Origin of the sequence: Xenophilus sp. (assembly GCF_044462705.1) — a bacterium.
GTDB lineage: Bacteria > Pseudomonadota > Gammaproteobacteria > Burkholderiales > Burkholderiaceae_C > Xenophilus > Xenophilus azovorans.
The window spans coordinates 9,575-27,072 of sequence record NZ_JBIQNC010000011.1 but is presented as its reverse complement, the minus strand read 5'-3'; the positions used below and the strand labels follow the sequence as shown (position 1 = coordinate 27,072).

The 17,498-nt window shown below is 71.5% G+C and carries 15 protein-coding genes and 2 tRNA genes; 11 read left to right on the top strand and 6 right to left on the bottom strand.

Translation table 11 applies throughout. The features are described 5' to 3' along the window. On the top strand, positions 1–945 hold a 945-nt coding region (locus ACIY1X_RS03980; RefSeq protein WP_399678148.1), incomplete at its 5' end, for a vWA domain-containing protein. Beyond that, on the top strand, positions 945–3,029 hold the full coding sequence (locus ACIY1X_RS03975) for an SWIM zinc finger family protein (protein ID WP_399678147.1): 2,085 nt from the start codon (positions 945–947) through the stop codon (positions 3,027–3,029). The genes ACIY1X_RS03980 and ACIY1X_RS03975, both read left to right, overlap by 1 nt. A 21-nt stretch (positions 3,030–3,050) precedes the next feature. On the opposite strand, the gene ACIY1X_RS03970 is transcribed toward ACIY1X_RS03975, so the two are convergent. The 5 genes from ACIY1X_RS03970 to earP all read right to left on the bottom strand — a co-directional run bounded on the left by ACIY1X_RS03970 (position 3,051) and on the right by earP (position 7,953). After that, positions 3,051–3,923 carry a TIGR00730 family Rossman fold protein gene (locus ACIY1X_RS03970; protein ID WP_399678145.1) on the bottom strand — a complete coding sequence of 291 codons (873 nt, stop codon included), beginning with the start codon at positions 3,921–3,923 and terminating at the stop codon, positions 3,051–3,053. A gap of 100 nt (positions 3,924–4,023) precedes the next feature. Next, on the bottom strand, positions 4,024–4,818 hold the full coding sequence (locus ACIY1X_RS03965) for a crotonase/enoyl-CoA hydratase family protein (protein ID WP_399678143.1): 795 nt from the start codon (positions 4,816–4,818) through the stop codon (positions 4,024–4,026). Positions 4,819–4,839: 21 nt separating this feature from the next. After that, positions 4,840–6,081 carry an MgtC/SapB family protein gene (locus tag ACIY1X_RS03960; protein WP_399678142.1) on the bottom strand — a complete coding sequence of 414 codons (1,242 nt, stop codon included), beginning with the start codon at positions 6,079–6,081 and terminating at the stop codon, positions 4,840–4,842. Positions 6,082–6,166: 85 nt separating this feature from the next. Beyond that, positions 6,167–6,721, bottom strand: a complete 555-nt coding sequence (efp, locus tag ACIY1X_RS03955) for an elongation factor P (RefSeq protein ID WP_038209387.1) — start codon at positions 6,719–6,721, stop codon at positions 6,167–6,169. A 146-nt stretch (positions 6,722–6,867) separates the two neighbouring features. Next, positions 6,868–7,953 carry an elongation factor P maturation arginine rhamnosyltransferase EarP gene (earP, locus tag ACIY1X_RS03950; protein ID WP_399678140.1) on the bottom strand — a complete coding sequence of 362 codons (1,086 nt, stop codon included), beginning with the start codon at positions 7,951–7,953 and terminating at the stop codon, positions 6,868–6,870. 32 nt (positions 7,954–7,985) lie between these two features. On the opposite strand from earP, the gene uvrC reads away from it, so the two are divergent. The 3 genes from uvrC to ACIY1X_RS03935 are packed head-to-tail and all read left to right on the top strand — an operon-like array spanning position 7,986 to position 11,443. Next, positions 7,986–9,947, top strand: coding sequence for an excinuclease ABC subunit UvrC (uvrC, locus tag ACIY1X_RS03945; RefSeq protein WP_399678139.1), 1,962 nt, complete (start codon positions 7,986–7,988; stop codon positions 9,945–9,947). A 45-nt stretch (positions 9,948–9,992) separates the two neighbouring features. Next, positions 9,993–10,559, top strand: coding sequence for a CDP-diacylglycerol--glycerol-3-phosphate 3-phosphatidyltransferase (gene pgsA / locus ACIY1X_RS03940; protein WP_038209392.1), 567 nt, complete (start codon positions 9,993–9,995; stop codon positions 10,557–10,559). Further along, complete coding sequence (locus ACIY1X_RS03935) at positions 10,556–11,443, top strand: DMT family transporter (RefSeq protein ID WP_399678137.1); 888 nt, start codon at positions 10,556–10,558, stop codon at positions 11,441–11,443. Before pgsA ends, ACIY1X_RS03935 begins: the two co-directional genes overlap by 4 nt. 6 nt (positions 11,444–11,449) lie before the next feature. Here ACIY1X_RS03935 and ACIY1X_RS03930 read toward each other — a convergent pair whose 3' ends face one another. Continuing rightward, positions 11,450–12,394, bottom strand: a complete 945-nt coding sequence (locus ACIY1X_RS03930) for a LysR substrate-binding domain-containing protein (protein WP_245610724.1) — start codon at positions 12,392–12,394, stop codon at positions 11,450–11,452. Positions 12,395–12,476: 82 nt separating this feature from the next. Between ACIY1X_RS03930 and ACIY1X_RS03925 the strand changes: the two genes are divergently transcribed. The 6 genes from ACIY1X_RS03925 (at position 12,477) to ACIY1X_RS03900 (ending at position 17,162) form a co-directional block, all read left to right on the top strand. After that, a complete protein-coding gene (locus ACIY1X_RS03925; protein ID WP_399678176.1) occupies positions 12,477–13,364 on the top strand; it encodes an alpha/beta fold hydrolase in 888 nt (295 codons plus the stop codon). Continuing rightward, positions 13,361–14,449: a tartrate dehydrogenase gene (locus ACIY1X_RS03920; protein WP_399678136.1), complete on the top strand. Its 1,089-nt coding sequence runs from the start codon at positions 13,361–13,363 to the stop codon at positions 14,447–14,449. The genes ACIY1X_RS03925 and ACIY1X_RS03920 overlap by 4 nt, the downstream gene beginning before the upstream one ends. A 222-nt stretch (positions 14,450–14,671) precedes the next feature. Beyond that, entirely contained in the window at positions 14,672–14,944 is a 273-nt protein-coding gene (locus tag ACIY1X_RS03915; RefSeq protein ID WP_038209407.1) for an HU family DNA-binding protein, read from the top strand. Between the two features lie 29 nt (positions 14,945–14,973). Then, positions 14,974–15,049: transfer RNA gene (locus tag ACIY1X_RS03910), tRNA-Val, on the top strand. 89 nt (positions 15,050–15,138) lie between these two features. Continuing rightward, on the top strand, positions 15,139–17,055 hold the full coding sequence (locus ACIY1X_RS03905; protein ID WP_399678135.1) for a SurA N-terminal domain-containing protein: 1,917 nt from the start codon (positions 15,139–15,141) through the stop codon (positions 17,053–17,055). A gap of 31 nt (positions 17,056–17,086) precedes the next feature. Then, positions 17,087–17,162 (top strand) — tRNA-His (locus tag ACIY1X_RS03900). Positions 17,163–17,498 lie beyond the last annotated feature (336 nt).

Genomic DNA, 17,498 nt, shown 5'->3' with positions numbered 1-17,498 from the left:
TCGGCCCTCAGCACGCCGGAGTGGATCAACGCCATCCACACGCTCTTTCCCAAGGAGGTGATCGAGCGGCTGGAGCGCGACGCGGTGGAGCGCTACGGCATCGACGAGGTGGTGACCAACCTGGAGGTGCTGGAGCGCATCGAGCCGTCGGAATCGCTGCTGCGCGCCGTGCTGCACACCAAGCACCTGATGAACCCCGAGGTGCTGGCCGCGGCGCGCAGGCTGGTGGCCGAGGTGGTGCGCCGCATCATGGAGAAGATGGCCACCGAGGTGCGCCAGGCCTTCAGCGGCACGCGCGACCGGCGCCGGCGCTCGCGCATGAAGATCGCGCGCAACTTCGACTTCAAGCGCACCCTTGCCGCCAACCTGCACCGCTACGACCCGGCGCGCCGGCGGCTGTACCTGGAGACGCCGATCTTCAACAGCCGCACGCGCCGCCACGTCGAGCCGTGGGACATCATCCTGCTGATCGACCAGAGCGGCTCGATGGTGGACTCGGTGATCCACAGCGCGGTGATGGCCGCCTGCCTGTGGCAGTTGCCCGGCATGCGCACGCGCCTCGTGGCCTTCGACACCGAGGTGGTGGACCTCACGGCCGACGTGTCGGACCCGGTGGAACTGCTGATGAAGGTGCAGCTCGGCGGCGGCACCGACATCGCCCGAGCGGTGGCCTACGCGCAGTCGCTCGTCGCCAACCCTGGCCGGAGCATCGTGGTGCTGGTGAGCGATTTCTACGAGGGCGGCAGCGCCGGCGAACTGGTGCGGCGCGTGAAGGCGCTGGTCGAATCGGGCGCCAGGGTGCTCGGCCTCGCGGCGCTGGATTCGCAGGCCGAGCCCGCCTACGACCGCGAGATGGCGGCGCGCCTGGTGAAGGAGGGCGCGCAGGTCGGCGCCATGACGCCGGGCCAACTGGCCGGCTGGCTTGCAGAAAAAGTGCAGGGCTGATGGCACGCGCCGACCTGCTTGAACTCACCCCCGAGGCGCTGACGGCGCTGGCCAATGCCGGCTTCGTCAAGCGCGCGCAGAAGGATGTAGCCGCCGGCCTGCTGCCGCGCGTGGAGGAGGCCGGCGACGGCACGGTGAGCGCGCATTTCGACGACGGCGTCTGCACCCGCCTGCCGCCCGGACGCACCCTGCGCGACGCGGCCTGCGACTGCCCGGCCAGCGGCATGTGCCGGCACCGGGTGATGCTGGTGCTGGCCTACCAGGCGCAGGCCGGCGCCGCTTCGGAGGCCGCGGCGCCGGAGGCCGAGGACGACGCCGACGGCCCCTGGTCGCCGGCGCAGTTCGACGACGCCGCGCTGGCGGCCGGCTTCGCGCCTTCGGTGCTGGAGCAGGCGGCGCGGCTGGCGGCCTCGCGGCCCGTGGTGGCGGTGCAGCCGGGGGCGACGCCCTCGGCGCGCCTGCCGATGTGCAGCGTGCGCTTCTTCTCGCGCAGCTCGCTGGCGCATGCGCGCTGCGACTGCCGCCAGGGCAGCGGCTGCCCCCACGTGGTGCTGGCCGTGTGGGCCTTCCGCGATGCCGGCGCGCCGGCCCCCGGTGCCGGAGAGATCATGGTGGAGGTGGCCCCGCGCGGCGCCGACGGCGAAGCGCCTGCGCCGCCCGCCGCGGCGCTGCAGACCGAGGCCGCGCAGGCGGCCCGGACGCAGATCGACGGCCTGCTGCACGCCCTGTGGCTGGACGGGTCGAGCCAGCCGCTCATGGGCCTGGCGGCCCGCTTCGAGGCGGTGCGTGCGCGGGTGCAGGCGCTCGGCTGGCGCTGGGTGGACGACGCGCTGGACGAGCTGTGGCAACTGCTGCAGGCACAGCAGGCGCGCAGCAGCCGTTTCGACGCGCAGCGCCTGCTGGCCGTGATGGCCGAGCTGTGGGCGCGCCTGCGGGCGGCGGGCTATGCCGAGGCGCGGGCGCAGCAGGGCGACCGGCCCGCGCTGCATGCCAGCCAGATCCTCGGCGTCGGCGTGAAGGGCGAGGTCGCGCTGGATCACCTGCGGCTGGTCTCGCTCGGCGCCGCGCTGTGGTCGCAGGAGGACGCGGAGGGCGCGAGCGTGCTCTTCGCCGATCCCGACACGCAGGCCGTCACGGTGCTCGAACGCCACTGGCCGCGTGCGGCCGATGCGGCCGCCGGCGGGCAGCCGTCGCCCCTGGCGGGCCGGCGCGTGGCCGGCTTTCCGCTGCGCCAGGTGGCCGCCGGCCAGGTCGTCACCAAGGCGGCCACGCGCCGCGCCAACGGCCTGATCGACATCGCGGCCGGCGTGCGGCAGACCGGCGTGCTGCCGCTGTCGCCCCGCTCGTGGGACGAACTCGCCGCCCCGCTGCGCCAGCCCGGCGTGGCGGCGCTGGTGGCGCAGTTGCGCGATGCGCCGCCCGGCTTCGTGCAGCCGCGCCAGGCGGCCACCGGCGCGGCGACCGGCGCCGCCGGCGCGCTGCACGTGCTGGCCTTCGACGGCATGGCCGCGCTGCACACCCACTGGGACGCCGCCGCGCAGACGCTGCATGCGCAGATCGCGGCCGAAGGCACCGACCCGGCGCCCGAGGACCGGCTGTGGATCGAGTTGCCCCATCGCGCCGCCGCGCCCGGCGCGGTGGACGCGCTGGCCCGCGCCCTGGCCGGCGAGTGGGGCCCGCTGCGCGCCGTCGCCGGCACCGTCCGCCTGCAGGCCGGCCGGGCCGTGATGCAGCCGCTGGCGCTGCTCACCGCGCAGCGCGCCGTGGTGCTGCAGGTGGAGACGCCGCCGCCGCACCCGCTGCCGCTGCACGGCGCGCACGACGAGGCGCCGCCCCTGGCGCGGCTGGCCGCCGACACGCTGGAGTTGCTCGTCCAATGGCTGCGGCAGGGCCTGCGCCACCAGGGCGGTGGCCTGGCCGCGCGCGCCGACGCGCAGGCCGAGCGCCTGCGCCGGTCGGGCCTGGGCCGCTGCGCCGACCTGCTGCAGGGCGCGATCGCCGGCCTGCGCGCCTCGCAGCGGCCGGCGCTGGTCGCGCAGCTGGCGACCCTGAGCCTGCTGGCGCAGGGCGTGCGGCAGCAGTGAGCGGCGTCGGCTGCGACCGAACTACAGCTTGTAGAAGCGCTCGATCACCGACCAGGCGTCCTCGGGCGTGTCCACGTACTCGAAGAGGTTCACGTCCTCCGGCGAGATCACGCCTTCTTCCGCCAGGAACTCGAAGTCGATCAGCCGCTTCCAGTACTCCGAGCCGAACAGCACGATCGGCACCTGCCTGGACTTGCGCGTCTGCACCAGGGTGACGACCTCGAACAGCTCGTCCAGCGTGCCGAAGCCGCCCGGGAAGGCCACCAGCGCCTTCGCCCGCATCATGAAGTGCATCTTGCGGATGGCGAAGTAGTGGAACTTGAACGACAGCGCCGGCGTGATGTAGGGGTTGGCGGCTTCCTCCATCGGCAGCGCGATCGACAGGCCCACCGAGAGGCCGCCGCCCTCGTAGGCGCCGCGGTTGGCCGCCTGCATGATGCCGGGGCCGCCGCCGGTGCACACGAAGAGCTTGTCGGCCGGCTCCTTGTCGTCGCTGTAGTGGGCGACCAGCTTGCCGAAGGCGCGCGCCTGCTCGTAGTAGTGGCTGCCGCGCGCCAGCCGGCGCCAGCGTGCGGCGGCCTTCGCGTCGCCCTGCGCCTCGGCCTGGGCGATCAGCGCGGCGCTCTCTTCCTCGCTGCGGAAGCGCGCGCTGCCGAAGACGACGATGGTGTTCTCGATGCCGTGGGCCTGCATCTCCAGGTCGGGCTTCATCAGCTCCAGTTGCATGCGCAGGCCGCGCGTCTCGCGGCGCAGCAGGAATTCGGGGTCGGCGAAGGCGAGGCGGGAAGGGTCCTTGTCCAGCGGCAGGCCCTGGTCGGCGTGGGCCTGCAGCGTGGCCCAGGCGTCGGCGAGGCGTTTGTCGTGGAGGCGGTGGGTGGCGTTCTTCGAAGACATGCGGCAGTGGCGGGCGGGTGCGCCGGGCGGCACCCCGCGGGAGCGGTCGATGTGATGCGGGGCGTGCATTGTGCGCCTGCCGCGCACGCCGCCGCCGCGCTCAGAAGCGCCCGTGGCGGCCCGCGCCGGCCACGAAGCGCGCCGCGCCGGCGGCACCTTCGGCCGCCACGATGGGCACGCCGTCGCGGCCCTCGCGGCGCAGCGCCTCGGCCAGCGGCAGGTCCCACTGCGCGTAGGCGCTGGCGCGGTCGGCCAGCATGCACTGCTGCGGGAAGGCGGCGATCTGCCGCGCCAGCGCCTCGGCCTCGGCGCGCGCCCGGCCGCGCGGCACCATGCGGTTGACCAGGCCCATGGCCAGCGCCTCGTCCGCGGGCACCGGCCGGCCGGTCAGGATCAGGTCCAGCGCCCGCCCCATGCCGACCAGGCGCGGCAGCCGCACCGTGCCGCCGTCGATCAGGGGCACGCCCCAGCGCCGGCAGAAGACGCCGAGCACTGCGTCCTCCTCGGCCACGCGCAAGTCGGCCAGCAGCGCCAGCTCCAGCCCGCCCGCCACCGCATGGCCGGCGATGGCGGCGACCAGCGGCTTGGCGAGCGCCATGCGCGTCGGCCCCATCGGGCCGCTGCCGCCGCCTTCCGGGTCCAGCTCGTTGCGGCGCGCGGGATCGCCCACCGCGCCCAGGTCGGCGCCGGCGCAGAAGCTGCCATGCTCGCCCCACAGCACCGCCACGCGCAGGCTGTCGTCGGCTTCGAAGCGTTCGAAGTCCCGGCGCAGCAGCGCGGCGGTGGGGCCGTCCACCGCGTTGCGGCAGTGCGGGCGGCTCAGGACGATGGTGGCGACAGGGCCGTCGGTCTCGGTGCGGACGGCGGGGGTGGCGTCAGGTGCGGCGGTGTCCATCGCGCCAGCTTACAGGCGCCTTCACGGCAGTGCCGCGGCCAGGGCGGCGGCCAGCGTCATCCCCGTCAGGCCGATCGTGATGCGGATGCCGTAGCGTGCCCCGCCGCTGGTGAAGGCCACCAGCGACTTCGCCGCCGCGCTGGCCGCCAGCAGCCCGACCACGGCCCAGCGCGCCAGCCGTTCGTCGAGCACGCCGTCGCGGTACAGGCTGGCCACGCCGGCCGCGGCCGACTGCAGTTCGACCAGCGCCGCCAGCAGCGTCGCGGCCAGGGCGCCGCCGGGGCCGAGCCACTGGCCCAGCAGCTTCGAGCCCACCATCACCGCGGTGATCGTCGCTGCGAAGCCGAGCGCGTGGCCGATGCGGAACATGCGCGTCTCGGCGGTGGGCGGCGCGGCCTCGGTCTGCTGCCCGCGGCGCAGGCCGAAGGCCGAGCCCAGCAGCAGCACGAGGCCGGCGGCCAGCAGGATCCAGCGCACGCCGGGCAGCAGGCCCGGCGCCACCGCCAGCAGGATCGGCACGAACAGGCTCAGCGAGGCCAGGTTGGCCAGCATCGCGGCGCCGATGGCCGAGGGCAGCAGCGCCGGCTGCTGCTGCGCCTGTTTGCCGAAGCCGGCGGTGGCGGCGGTCGAGGAGACGTAGCCGGAAAAGAAGCCCGCCGCCAGCAGCCCCCAGCGCGTGCCCACCAGCCGCAGCGCGACGTGGCCCAGCGCGCTGATCGCCATCACCAGCACCGCCAGCGTCCAGACGGTGGCCGGGTTCAGCAGGCCCCAGGGGTCGACGGTGCGGTCGGGCAGCAGCGGCAGCACGATCAGCGCGAAGGCCAGCAGCATCAGGCCGTCGGCGAGCTCGCGGTTGCTGATCAGCTCGCGGCTGAAGCGGTGCAGGCGCGACTTGGCGAAGACGAGGATTGCCACCAGCACCGCCAGCGCGCCCGCGATGGCGGGCTGGCGCAGCGCCAGTCCGCCGAGCAGGCAGCTCGACACCAGCGCCAGCTCCGAGGTCACGCCCAGGTCGGTCTGGCTGGTGCGCCAGTAGCCCAGCGCGACGAAGACGCCGGTCAGCAGCACGGCGACGGTGAACACCGGCAGGCCCAGCCACAGCGACACCACGCCCATCAGCGCGGCCAGCGTGTGCGAGCGCAGGCCGCCGGCGATGCTCGGGTCCTCGCCCTTGCGGCGTTCGTAGACCAGGCCGATCAGCAGTCCCGTGCCGAGGGCGGTGGATAGCGAGACCAGCGAGAGCGCATCGGGGGAGGGCGGCATCGGCGAGCAGAAAGGCAGTTCGGGCGTCTCCAAAAGAAAAGAGCCCTCGCAGGGCTCTTTTCCAAGGGTTCCGAAGTGTGCCGCATCAGACCCGCTTGCGGTATTCGCCCGTGCGCGTGTCGATCTCGATCCTGTCGCCCTGGTCCACGAACAGCGGCACGTTTACCTCGAAGCCGGTGGCGATCTTGGCGGGCTTGAGCACCTTGCCCGAGGTGTCGCCCTTGACGGCCGGCTCGGTCCAGGTGATCTCGCGCTCGACGCTGGTGGGCAGTTCCACCGAGATGGCCTTGCCGTCGTAGAACACCACCTCGACGGCCATGCCGTCTTCCAGGTAGTGCAGGGCGTCGCCCATGTTCTCGGCCTCGACCTCGTACTGGTTGTACTCGGTGTCCATGAAGACGTACATCGGGTCGGCGAAGTAGGAGTAGGTGCACTCCTTCTTGTCCAGCACGATCTGGTCCATCTTGTCGTCGGCCTTGAAGACGACTTCGGTGCCCATGTTGTTGAGCAGGGCCTTGAGCTTCATGCGCACCGTGGCACTGTTGCGGCCGCCGCGGCTGTATTCGGTCTTGAGCACGACCATCGGGTCCTTGCCGTGCATGATCACGTTGCCGGCGCGGATTTCTTGAGCGATTTTCATGAGTGAAGGTCCTTGCGAGGACGTTGGGCCGCTCGGCGCGGCAGGCTGCCCGAAAGAGATGTGACGGTGCGCTGCCAACCCGCGGCGGGTGGGGCGAAAAGGCCGGCGGCCCCGGTGGGCCGGGCTGCCTTTCTTCGCAAAGCCCACTATTTTACCCCGGCCCCGACGAAGCGCCGCAACTGGGTGAGGAGGTCGTCCTGCGCCAGCAGCCGGGCGCGCGCGGCCTGCACGGCCTGCCGCCAGTCGGCGAGGGCCCCGTCCGCCGGCGCCGCGACCTGCGCCGGGGGGGCGTTCGCGCCGTTCCAGGCCAAATGCAGGGCGCGCAGCGAGGGCGGGGCCTGCATCCAGTCCAGCCAGGCCGCGAGCTTGGCGTGGTGCGCGTCGTCGTCCTGCGGGTAGATGTGCCAGACTAGCGGCGCGCCGGCCCACAGAGCGCGCACCAGCGAGTCCTCGCCGCGCACGAAGTTCAGCTCGCAGCTCCACAGCAGGTGGTCGTAGTCGGGCTGGGCCAGCCAGGGCAGCTCGCTGACGCGCAGCCGCCCGGCGCCGGCCGCCAGCGCGGGCAGGGCGCGCACCGCCGCCGCGGCGCGCCCCGGCGTGACCAACAGGTGCGTCGGCTCGCTGCCGCAGGCCATGCCGGCCAGCACTGCCTCCAGCGCGGGCGGCTCGTAGCAGAAGAGCGAGACGAGGCGCTCGCCCGGGCGCCAGTCGATGCGCTGCGCCTGCAGCCACGCACCACGGTCGAACGCGGCCTGGCGCGCGGCGAGATCCGGCTCGCGCAGCAGCCCGCCGGTGCCGGACGTGAAGCCGGGGTAGAAGAACCACTTCGTCAGCCCGGCTCCCGGCCCGCGGAACACCGGCGAGGGCAGGGTGTGCAGCCGCTCGACGTGCGCTTCGGCGGAGAGGTATTCCAGGTTGATCCAGGCGCGCGGATGCGTGGTGCCCGGCCCGGCGGCGAAGCGTTCGACCAGTGCTGGCGAGGGGTTGCAGCCGAAGGCCTCGACCAGCACGTCGGGTGCCGGCGCGGCCAGCGCGGCCTCTTCGGCGGCCGGGTCGGACCAGTCGACGACCTCCACGCCGGCGCGCTGCGGAGCCATCCAGTCCAGCGCCGCGCCGTCGTCGACCCACAGGCGGGGCGCCTCGCCCGCATCGGCGAGCTGGCGCGCGAGACGCCAGCACACGCCCAGGTCGCCGTGGTTGTCGATGACTCGGCAGAAGATGTCCCAGCGCATGCGGCGATTGTCGGCGCGCCACAATAGCCGTCATGTCGCAAGCGCATTCCGAACAACTGCTGGCCGAGGTGGCGGCGCTGCCCTCGATGCCGGGGGTGTACCGCTATTTCGACGCGGCCGGCGGCGTGCTCTACGTGGGCAAGGCGCGCAACCTGAAGAAGCGCGTCTCGAGCTACTTCCAGAAGAACCACGCCGGCACCCGCATCGGCCACATGGTGGGCAAGATCGCGCGCATGGAGACGACGGTGGTGCGTTCCGAGGCCGAGGCGCTGCTGCTGGAGAACAACCTCATCAAGACGCTCAAGCCGCGCTACAACATCCTGTTCCGCGACGACAAGAGCTACCCCTACCTCAAGATCGCCAGCCACGCCTTCCCGCGCCTGGCCTACTACCGCGGCGCGACCGACCGCAAGCACCGCTACTTCGGCCCCTACCCGAGCGCCTGGGCGGTCAAGGACACCATCCAACTGCTGCAGAAGGTGTTCCGCATCCGCACCTGCGAGGACACGGTGTATGCCAACCGCACGCGGCCCTGCCTGCTCTACCAGATCAAGCGCTGCAGCGCGCCCTGCGTGGGCCACATCTCGGCCGAGGCCTACGCGGGCGACGTGTCCGACGCCGAGGCCTTCCTGCGCGGCGACACGCAGCAGGTGCTGTCGGAGCTGGAGGCGCGCATGATGGCGCACGCCGAGAAGCTCGAATTCGAGCAGGCGGCCGAGCTGCGCAACCGCATGTCGGCGCTGTCGAAGGTGCTGCACCAGCAGTCGGTGGAGATCGCCTCCGACAAGGACGTGGACATCCTGGCCGTGAAGGTGCACGGCGGCAAGGCCTGCGTGAACCTGGCGATGGTGCGCGGCGGCCGGCACCTGGGCGACCGCGCGTACTTCCCGGCGCACGTGGAGGACGCGGCGCTGGTGGCGCAGGCCGAGGGCGCCGACGAGGCCAGCGCACCGGCGGACGGCGCGCTGGCCGAATCCGTCGAGCGCCAGGTGCTCGAGGCCTTCCTCGCGCAGCACTACATCGACGCGCCCGCGCCGCCCACGCTGGTGCTGGGCGAGGTGGTGGGCCGCGAGCTGATCGAGGCGCTGGCGCAGCAGGGCGGCGCGCGCATCACCGCCGTCTTCCAGCCGCGCGCGCAGCGGCGCCTGTGGCTGGAGATGGCGCAGAAGAACGCCGACATCCAGCTCGCCCGCCTGCTGGCCGAGGAGGGCTCGCAGCAGGCGCGCACGCGCGCGCTGGTCGATGCGCTGGAACTCGCGCCCGACGACCTGGACAGCTTCCGCATCGAGTGCTTCGACATCTCGCACACGGCGGGCGAGGCGACGCAGGCCTCGTGCGTTGTCTTCGAGCACCACGCGATGCAGAACCGCGAGTACCGCCGCTACAACATCGAGGGCATCACGCCCGGCGACGACTACGCCGCCATGCGGCAGGTGCTGCACCGCCGCTACGGCAAGATCGCCGAGGCCATGGCCTCCGAGGCCGACGCGCCCACGCCGGGCGACGGCGGCGGCGCCGATGCGAAGCCCGGCACGCTGGCCGCGCGCATGCCCGACCTGGTGCTGGTCGACGGCGGCAAGGGGCAGGTGAGCATGGCGCGCGAGGTCTTCACCGAGCTGGGCCTGCCGCTGGCGCTGATCGCCGGCGTCGAGAAGGGCGAGGGCCGCAAGGTGGGGCTGGAGGAACTGGTCTTCGCCGACGGCCGCGACAAGGTGTACCTGGGCCGCGACTCGGCTGCGCTGATGCTGGTGGCGCAGATCCGCGACGAGGCGCACCGCTTCGCCATCACCGGCATGCGCGCCAAGCGGGCCAAGGTGCGCGTGGGCGGCAGCCAGTTGGAGGACATCCCCGGCATCGGCCCCAAGCGCCGCGCGCGTCTGCTGCAGCGCTTCGGCGGCATCCGCGGCGTGGCGGCGGCCAGCGTGGAGGACATCGCCTCGGTCGACGGCATCGCCATCGATCTGGCCGAAGAGATCTACCGCGCGCTGCATTGACCCCGGCGGCCGGCGCCGCCGCGGCCGCATGACACAATCCCCGCCATGTTCTGGACGCTCCCCACCATCATGACCTGGACGCGCATCGTCGCGATTCCTCTGATCGTCGGGGTGTTCTACCTGCCGCTGGCCGAGCCGGTGCGCAACCTCATCGCGACGGTGATGTTCATCGTCTTCGCCGCCACCGACTGGCTCGACGGCTTCCTCGCGCGCAAGCTCAACCAGACCTCCGCCTTCGGCGCCTTCCTCGACCCGGTGGCCGACAAGTTCCTGGTGTGCGCCTCGCTGCTGGTGCTGGTGCACCTGAACCGCTGCGACGTGTTCGTGGCCCTCATCATCATCGGCCGCGAGATCGCCATCTCCGCCCTGCGCGAGTGGATGGCGACCATCGGTGCGGGCAAGAGCGTGGCGGTGCACATGATCGGCAAGGTCAAGACCACGGTGCAGATGGTGGCCATTCCCTTCCTGCTGTTCGACGGCCGGCTGTTCGGCCTGATCGACACCGGCCTCTGGGGCCAGTGGCTGATCTGGCTCTCGGCGGTGCTCACCGTCTGGTCGATGGTGTACTACCTGCAAAAGGCCATTCCCGAGATCCGGGCGCGGGCGCGATGAGCCCCGGCCGCGGGGCGCAGGCCGACGGCTGGCTGCGCGCCATGCCGGTGGTCTTCGTGCTGATCTGGAGCACCGGCTTCATCGTGGCGCGCTACGCGATGCCGCACGCGCCGCCGCTCAAGTACCTCGCCGTGCGCTACGCGCTGTCGGCCGTGGCGCTGTGCCTTTGGGCCCGGGCCGGCGCGGCGGTGTGGCCGCGCTCGCGCACGCAGGTTCTGCACCTGGCCATCACCGGCGTGCTGATGCAGGCCGGCTACCTGGGCGGCGTGTGGGCCGCCGTCAAGGCGGGCATGGGCTCGGGGCTGGTGGCGCTGCTGGTCGGCATCCAGCCGGTGCTCACCGCGCTGTGGCTGGCGATGCACGGCGGCCGCGTCACGGCACGCCAGTGGGTGGGCCTGCTGCTGGGCTTCGCGGGGCTGGCGCTGGTCGTGTGGCGCAAGCTGGGGCAGGGCGGCGAGGTGAACGCGCTGACCATGTCGCTGGCCGTGCTGGCGCTGCTGTCCATCACCGTCGGCACGCTCTACCAGAAGCGCTTCGTCGCGCCCTGCGACGTGCGTACCGCCAGCGCGGTGCAGCAGATCGCCGCGCTGGCCGTCACCCTGCCGCTGGCGCTGTGGCTGGAGGCTCAGCCGATCGTCTGGAACGCGGAGTCGATCGGCGCCATGGCCTGGTCGGTGCTGGCCCTCACGCTGGGCGGCAACTCGCTGCTGTACCTGCTGATCCAGCGCGGCACGGCCACGGCGGTGACCAGCCTGCTGTACCTGGTGCCGCCCTGCACGGCGGTGATGGCGTGGCTGCTCTTCGGCGAGCCGATCACCGCGCTGACGGTGGCCGGCATCGCGCTCACGGCCGTCGGCGTGGGGCTGGTCGTGCGGCAGCGCTGACGCCGTTCATCCGGCCCGGCCGGACTTCCACGGCTCGGCGCGGAAGCGCTCGGCCAGCGCATCGACCAGCAGGCGCACGCGGCGCGGCGTCTTCGGCTGCCAGGGCGCGATCCAGAGGATGTCGGCGTCGGTCATCGCGTGGCGCGGCAGCACGCGCACCAGGCGGCCCTCGGCGATCAGCGGGGCCACGTCCCACAGGCTGCGCAGCATCAGCCCGTGGCCGGCCAGGCACCAGTCGCGCACCAGTTCGCCGGAATTGCTGGCCAGCGGGCCGTCGACGCGCACGCGGTGCAGCGTGCCGTCGCGCTCGTGGCGCAGCGCCCAGTGTGCGGGGGCCTGCGCCGGCCGGCCGGCCTCCTCGTGCTCCCGCACGCGCAGGCAGGCATGGCGCGTCAGCGACTCGGGCGTGTCGGGCGTGCCGTGCGCCTTCAGGTACGACGGCGCCGCGACCACCACGCGCTGGTTGCGCGCCAGCCGGCGGGTGGTCCAGTCGGCCGCGTGGCGCGACTGCACGGACCACAGCCACACGGCCCCGTCGAAGCCCTCGGCCGCCAGTTCGGGCAGCCGCTCGGTCAGCGTCAGCTCGATGCGAAGCTGGGGATGCGCCTGCTGGAACTGCGCCAGCGCTGGCCCCACCCAGCGCCGGCCGAAGCCCAGCGTGGCGGCCAGGCGCAGCGTGCCGGCCAGGCCCTGCTGGCGCTCGCGCAGCTCGGCCTCCAGCGCGGCGAAGCCGTCGAGCAGGCCGCGTGCGTGGGTGCACACGGCCTCGCCCTCGCGCGTGAGCGCCAGGCGTCGCGTGGTGCGCTCGAAGAGGCGCTGGCCCAGCCGCGATTCGAGCGCCGCCAGCCGCTTGGTGACGACCGAGGGCGCCAGGCCGAGCGCCTGCGCCGCCGCGGCGAGGCTGCCGCCGTCGCGCACGGCGAGCACCAGTTCGAGGTCCGGTCGGTCCAGGGAATTCATTCCAGTTCGGAAAGAGTTGGTTCGGCTATTGTTTCTTGATCGAGCCCAGGGCGCAACGCACAATGACGCCGTGCTGGACGACTTCACTCCCTTCGACCTCCTGCGCGACGGCGTGCGCGTGCACGGCCGCATCGGCGGGCAGGGCGCGCCCCTGCTGCTGCTGCACGGCCATCCGCAGACGCACGTGATCTGGCATCGGGTGGCGCCGCGGCTGGCCGAACGCTTCACGCTGGTGCTGCTGGACCTGCGCGGCTATGGCGATTCGGGCCGTCCCGAAACCGATGCGCAGCACCTCGCCTACAGCAAGCGCGAGATGGCGCTGGACGCGCTCGCGGCGATGCGCAGCCACGGCTTCGAGCGCTTCGGCGTGCTGGCGCACGACCGCGGCGCGCGCGTGGCGCACCGGCTGGCGGCGGACCATCCCGGAGCGGTGTCGCGCCTGCTGCTGCTCGACATCGCGCCCACGCTGGCGATGTACGAAGGCACCACCGAGGCCTTCGCGCGCGCCTACTGGCACTGGTTCTTCCTCGTCCAGCCGCCGCCGCTGCCCGAGGCGCTGATCGAGGCCGACCCGGCGCGCTACGTGCGCAGCGTGATGGGCGGCCGGCATGCCGGGCTGGCGCCTTTCGCGCCGGAGGCGCTGGCCGAGTACGAGCGCTGCATGGCGCTGCCCGGCGCCGCCCGCGGCGTGTGCGAGGACTACCGCGCCAGCGCCGGCATCGACCTCGATCACGACCGCGAGGACGTCGCCGCCGGCCGCCTGCTCGCGCAGCCGCTGCGCGTGCTGTGGGGCGCGCACGGCGTGGTCGGCCGCTGCTTCGACGTGCTGGCGCTGTGGCGCGAGCGCGCCCGCCAGGTGAGCGGCGGGGCGCTGCCCTGCGGCCACTACATTCCGGAGGAGGCGCCCGAGGCGCTGGCCTCCGAGGCCCTTTCATTCTTCAACGAGGACGAGACACCATGAGCAGCAAGAAGCGCATCGCCGTGATCGCCGGCGACGGCATCGGCAAGGAGACCATGCCCGAGGGCCTGCGCGTCGTCGACGCGGCGGCCCGCAAGTTCGGCATCGACCTGGCCTTCGACCACTTCGACTTCTCCAGCTGGGACTACTGCGAGAAGCACGGCAAGATGCTGCCCGACGACTGGAAAGAGCAGATCGGCGGCCACGACGCCATCTTCTTCGGCGCCGTCGGCTGGCCCGAGAAGATCCCCGACCACGTCTCGCTGTGGGGCTCGCTGCTGCTGTTCCGCCGCGAGTTCGACCAGTACATCAACCTGCGCCCCGCGCGCCTGATGCCCGGCATCACCGCGCCGGTGGTGCGCCGCGACGGCAGCCCGCGCGAGCCCGGCGAGATCGACATGTACATCGTGCGCGAGAACACCGAGGGCGAGTACTCCAGCATCGGCGGGCGCATGTACGAAGGCACGCCGCGCGAGATCGTGGTGCAGGAGACGGTGATGTCGCGCCACGGCGTGGACCGCGTGCTGAAGTTCGCTTTTGACCTGGCGCAATCGCGCCCGAAGAAGCACCTGACCAGCGCCACCAAGAGCAACGGCATCTCGATCACCATGCCGTACTGGGACGAGCGTGTTGCACAGATGGCAAAGACGTATCCCGATGTGAGGCTGGACAAGTTCCACATCGACATCCTCACGGCGCATTTCGTGCAGCGTCCCGACTTCTTCGACGTGGTGGTGGCGAGCAACCTGTTCGGCGACATCCTGTCGGACCTGGGCCCGGCCTGCACCGGCACCATCGGCATCGCGCCCAGCGCCAACCTCAACCCGGAGCGCACCACGCCCTCGCTCTTCGAGCCCGTGCACGGCTCGGCGCCGGACATCGCGGGCAAGGGCATCGCCAACCCCATCGGGCAGATCTGGTGCGGCGCGATGATGCTGGAGTTCCTCGGCCACAAGGACGCGCACGACGCGATCCTCGCGGCGATCGAGAAAGCGCTCACGCCCGGCAGCGGCGCGCCGCGCACGCCCGACATCGGCGGCAGCGCACGCACGCAGGACCTGGGCCGCGCCATCGCCGAGGCGCTTTGAGCGAAGACTTCACGAAAGGCCCCTAGAATCGCGCCCTCGTTGCGCCAGCGGGGGCACGTCGTATTGACACCCCCTGATGGCGTGGCTTTAATCCCTGTCGGCAGCGCGCTGCCGAGCGTCGGAACTGCCTCCCACCCTCCAATCGTCGTTCCCGGCATCGCCGGTGGGCCGCTTTCGTTCTCCGACGCACCCGATCAACCTTCTTCCGGACAAGGGGTCCTTGTGAACAAGACCGAACTGATTGAGCACATCGCAAAGAACGCCGACATCTCCAAGGCGGCCGCCACCCGGGCGCTGGAGTCCACCATCGGTGCCATCCGCACCACGTTGAAAAAAGGCGGCTCGGTCTCGCTCGTCGGCTTCGGTACCTTCGCGGTGGGCAAGCGCGCCGCGCGCACCGGCCGCAACCCGCGCACCGGCACGGCCATTAAAATCAAGGCCGCCAAGATCCCGAAGTTCCGTCCCGGCAAGGCGCTGAAAGACGCGTTGAACTGACGCGCCGAACCGATGGGAAACCGACGGTGGGGTGCTTAGCTCAGTTGGTAGAGCGGCGCCCTTACAAGGCGTAGGTCGGCGGTTCGAGACCGTCAGCACCCACCACCCGAAGAAAAGGCGAACGACGGTTCGCCTTTTTTCTTGGCTTCGTCGTTCACGGCGCTGCGGCGCGCTGCCAGAGAAAGTGTCCAGGCATGTTTGAAACCTTCCGCAAGCACAACAAGATCCTGATGTTCTTCTTGTTCTTGCTGATCATCCCGTCCTTCGTGCTGTTCGGCGTCGAGGGCTACACCGAGTTCACCCGCGGCAGCGACAAGGTCGCGGTGGTCGACGGGCACCCGATCACCCGTCCCGACTGGGAGGCGCAGCACCGCAACGATGCCGACCGCCTGCGCCAGCAGATGCCCTCGGCCGACCCGTCGCTGCTGGACTCCGAGGCCGCGCGCTACGCCACGCTGGAGCGCATGGTGCGCGATCGCGTGCTGGTCGCCGCCGCGAACAGCGAGCACCTAGTGGTGCCGGACGACCGGCTCGCGCGCATGTTCGCCGAGGATCCGACCCTGGCCGCCTTCCGCGATGCCGAAGGCAAGTTCGACCGGCAGCGCTTCATGCAGGCCACGCGCATGACGCCGGAGCAGTACGAGGCCGCGGTGCGCGCGGACCTGTCGCGCCAGCAGGTGCTGGCCGGCGTGACCTCCACGGCGCTGGTGAGCCAGGCCCAGGCGGACGTGCTGCTCGATGCGGTCTACGCCGGCCGCGAGATCCAGGTCGCCCGCTTCGAGCCCGCGCAGTTCGCCGCGAAGGTCACGGTCAGCGACGCCGACCTCGAGACCTACTACAAGGAACATGCGGCGCAGTTCCTGGCGCCCGAGCAGGCGAGCATCGAGTACATCGTGCTCGACCTGGACGCGGCCAAGCGCGCGGTGACCGTCAGCGAGGCCGACCTGAAGAGCTACTACGAGCAGAACCAGTCGCGCTTCGGCACGCCGGAAGAGCGGCGCGCCAGCCACATCCTCATCACCGCGCCGCAGGACGCGCCCGCGGCCGAGCGCGAGAAGGCCAAGGCAAAGGCCGAGCAGTTGCTGGCGGAAGTGCGCAAGAACCCGGCGGGCTTTGCCGATCTGGCGAAAAAGAACTCGCAGGACCCGGGCTCGGCGGAGAAGGGCGGCCAGCTCGACTTCGTCGCGCGCGGCGCGATGGTCAAGCCGTTCGAGGACGCGATGTTCGCGATGAAGAAGGGCGACGTGAGCGACGTCGTGGAGTCCGAGTTCGGCTACCACATCATCCGCCTGGACGATATCAAGCCGGCCGAGGTGCCGCCCTTCGAGCAGGTCAAGGCACGCATCGAGGACGACGTGCGCACCCAGCAGGCGACGCAGGAGTTCGCCAAGCAGGCCGAGACGCTGAGCGATCTGGTCTACCAGCAGCCCGAAAGCCTCCAGGGCGCGGCCGATCAGCTCAAGCTGCCCATCCAGAAGGCCGAAGGCGTCACGCGCACGCCCGCCGCCGGCGCCAAGGGCCCGCTGGCCAGCCGCAACTTCCTTTCGGCCCTGTTCGCGCCGGAATCGCTGCAGCGCAAGCAGAACACCGAGGCGATCGAGGTCGGCACCAACCAGCTCGCCGCAGGGCGCGTGGTCCAGTACGCCGCGGCGCGCACGCTGCCGCTGGAAGAGGTGAAGGCGCAGGTGCGCGAGCGGCTGGTGAGCGAGCGGGCGGCGGCGCTGGCGAAGGCGGAAGGCGAGGCCAAGCTCAAGGCGTGGCAGGCGAACGCGGCCGGCGCCAGCCTGGGGGCGGCGACGACCGTGTCCCGCGGCGTGGCATCGACGCAGCCGGCCGCACTGATCGAGGCCGCGCTGCGCACCGATGCCGCCAAGCTGCCGGCCTGGGTGGGCGTCGACCTGGGCGCCCAGGGCTATGCCGTCGTGAAGGTGAACAAGGGCGTGTCCCGGCCCGCGCCGACGGACGAGCAGAAGCTGCAGGAGCGCACCCAACTGGCGCAGGCGGTGGCCGGCGCGGAGGCGCAGGCCTACTACGAGCTGCTCAAGGAGCGGCTGAAGGTGAAGATCCTGGTCCCGGCGCCGGCCGGACAGGCCGAGCCCGCGGGATCCTGACCGTTTTCACAGTACAATTGCAGATTCTCCGGTGGCTGTAGCTCAGTTGGTAGAGTCCCAGATTGTGATTCTGGTCGTCGTGGGTTCGAGTCCCATCAGCCACCCCAGTTGATTTCTCCAAGAGGCGTGCCCCTGGCGCCTTTTTTGCTCATCAAGCAACCCTGTTTTTCTCACCGGAAAACAGGGTTTTTTGTTGTCCGGCGCTTTGCCGGCAGGCCATTGCGATGTGCGTTTTGCACAACGCAAACCGATGCGTCCCGGGCCGGTTTATTGGAAGAAACCGGATAATTGCTTGAAGTCCCGCGCATCTTTCCAATTAGAATGCGCGGCGTTTTCAGTGGAAGGAGTTATCCAATGGCCATCACGCTCGCCGAAATCAATTCCCAGATCCAGGAGCACGACAGCAAGATCGCACAATTGCGCAAGCAGGCGGAAGAACTGCG

Bases quoted from the DNA above. Each gene is read 5' to 3' on its own strand.
- ACIY1X_RS03975 (WP_399678147.1), top strand. From the start codon at position 945: ATGGCACGCGCCGACCTGCTTGAACTCACCCCCGAGGCGCTGACGGCG.
- ACIY1X_RS03970 (WP_399678145.1), bottom strand. From the start codon at position 3,923: ATGTCTTCGAAGAACGCCACCCACCGCCTCCACGACAAACGCCTCGCC.
- ACIY1X_RS03965 (WP_399678143.1), bottom strand. From the start codon at position 4,818: ATGGACACCGCCGCACCTGACGCCACCCCCGCCGTCCGCACCGAGACC.
- ACIY1X_RS03960 (WP_399678142.1), bottom strand. From the start codon at position 6,081: ATGCCGCCCTCCCCCGATGCGCTCTCGCTGGTCTCGCTATCCACCGCC.
- efp (WP_038209387.1), bottom strand. From the start codon at position 6,721: ATGAAAATCGCTCAAGAAATCCGCGCCGGCAACGTGATCATGCACGGC.
- earP (WP_399678140.1), bottom strand. From the start codon at position 7,953: ATGCGCTGGGACATCTTCTGCCGAGTCATCGACAACCACGGCGACCTG.
- uvrC (WP_399678139.1), top strand. From the start codon at position 7,986: ATGTCGCAAGCGCATTCCGAACAACTGCTGGCCGAGGTGGCGGCGCTG.
- pgsA (WP_038209392.1), top strand. From the start codon at position 9,993: ATGTTCTGGACGCTCCCCACCATCATGACCTGGACGCGCATCGTCGCG.
- ACIY1X_RS03935 (WP_399678137.1), top strand. From the start codon at position 10,556: ATGAGCCCCGGCCGCGGGGCGCAGGCCGACGGCTGGCTGCGCGCCATG.
- ACIY1X_RS03920 (WP_399678136.1), top strand. From the start codon at position 13,361: ATGAGCAGCAAGAAGCGCATCGCCGTGATCGCCGGCGACGGCATCGGC.
- ACIY1X_RS03905 (WP_399678135.1), top strand. From the start codon at position 15,139: ATGTTTGAAACCTTCCGCAAGCACAACAAGATCCTGATGTTCTTCTTG.